At 56.8% G+C, this 2,000-nt stretch carries 1 rRNA gene (cut by a window edge); it reads left to right on the forward strand.

The features are described from left to right. Positions 1–60: 60 nt before the first annotated feature. Positions 61–2,000, forward strand: a 23S ribosomal RNA gene (locus ACGFZA_RS42400); it runs 1,271 nt beyond the window's last position.

Consider the following 2,000-nt stretch of genomic DNA (forward strand, 5'->3'; position numbering starts at 1 on the left):
AACGGGGTGATGGGTGGCTGGTCGTTGTTTGAGAACTGCACAGTGGACGCGAGCATCTGTGGCCAAGTTTTTAAGGGCGCACGGTGGATGCCTTGGCACCAGGAACCGATGAAGGACGTGGGAGGCCACGATAGGCCCCGGGGAGCTGTCAACCAAGCTTTGATCCGGGGGTGTCCGAATGGGGAAACCCGGCAGTCGTCATGGGCTGTCACCCGCTGCTGAACACATAGGCAGTGTGGAGGGAACGCGGGGAAGTGAAACATCTCAGTACCCGCAGGAAGAGAAAACAACCGTGATTCCGGGAGTAGTGGCGAGCGAAACTGGATCAGGCCAAACCGTATGCGTGTGATACCCGGCAGGGGTTGCGCATGCGGGGTTGTGGGATCTCTTTTTCACAGTCTGCCGGCTGTGAGACGAGTCAGAAACCGTTGATGTAGGCGAAGGACATGCGAAAGGTCCGGCGTAGAGGGTAAGACCCCCGTAGCTGAAACATCAACGGCTCGTTTAAGAGACACCCAAGTAGCACGGGGCCCGAGAAATCCCGTGTGAATCTGGCGGGACCACCCGTTAAGCCTAAATATTCCCTGGTGACCGATAGCGGATAGTACCGTGAGGGAATGGTGAAAAGTACCGCGGGAGCGGAGTGAAATAGTACCTGAAACCGTGTGCCTACAAGCCGTGGGAGCGTCGCTGTATGTGCTTGCACATGCAGTCGTGACTGCGTGCCTTTTGAAGAATGAGCCTGCGAGTTTGCGGTGTGTTGCGAGGTTAACCCGTGTGGGGAAGCCGTAGCGAAAGCGAGTCCGAATAGGGCGATTTAGTAGCGCGCTCAAGACCCGAAGCGGAGTGATCTAGCCATGGGCAGGTTGAAGCGGAGGTAAGACTTCGTGGAGGACCGAACCCACCAGGGTTGAAAACCTGGGGGATGACCTGTGGTTAGGGGTGAAAGGCCAATCAAACTCCGTGATAGCTGGTTCTCCCCGAAATGCATTTAGGTGCAGCGTCGTGTGTTTCTTGCCGGAGGTAGAGCACTGGATAGGCGATGGGCCCTACCGGGTTACTGACCTTAGCCAAACTCCGAATGCCGGTAAGTGAGAGCACGGCAGTGAGACTGTGGGGGATAAGCTCCATGGTCGAGAGGGAAACAGCCCAGAGCATCGACTAAGGCCCCTAAGCGTACGCTAAGTGGGAAAGGATGTGGAGTCGCAGAGACAACCAGGAGGTTGGCTTAGAAGCAGCCACCCTTGAAAGAGTGCGTAATAGCTCACTGGTCAAGTGATTCCGCGCCGACAATGTAGCGGGGCTCAAGCGTACCGCCGAAGTCGTGTCATTCACACATATAGGGCCAACGCCTGTGTGGATGGGTAGGGGAGCGTCGTGTGCCGGGTGAAGCAGCCGCGGAAGCGAGTTGTGGACGGTTCACGAGTGAGAATGCAGGCATGAGTAGCGATACACACGTGAGAAACGTGTGCGCCGATTGACTAAGGGTTCCTGGGTCAAGCTGATCTGCCCAGGGTAAGTCGGGACCTAAGGCGAGGCCGACAGGCGTAGTCGATGGACAACCGGTTGATATTCCGGTACCCGCTTTGAAACGCCCAATACTGAATCAGGCGATGCTAAGTCCGTGAAGCCGGCCCGATCTCTTCGGAGTTGAGGGTAGTGGTGGAGCCGACGAACCAGACTTGTACTAGGTAAGCGATGGGGTGACGCAGGAAGGTAGTCCAGCCCGGGCGGTGGTAGTCCCGGGGTAAGGGTGTAGGCCGTGTGGTAGGTAAATCCGTCACACATTAAGGCTGAGACCTGATGCCGAGCCGATTGTGGTGAAGTGGATGATCCTATGCTGTCGAGAAAAGCCTCTAGCGAGTTTCATGGCGGCCCGTACCCTAAACCGACTCAGGTGGTCAGGTAGAGAATACCGAGGCGTTCGGGTGAACTATGGTTAAGGAACTCGGCAAAATGCCCCCGTAACTTCGGGAGAAGGGGGGCCATCACTGGTGAGG

Origin of the sequence: Streptomyces sp. NPDC048211 (assembly GCF_043202315.1) — a bacterium.
Lineage (GTDB): Bacteria > Actinomycetota > Actinomycetes > Streptomycetales > Streptomycetaceae > Streptomyces.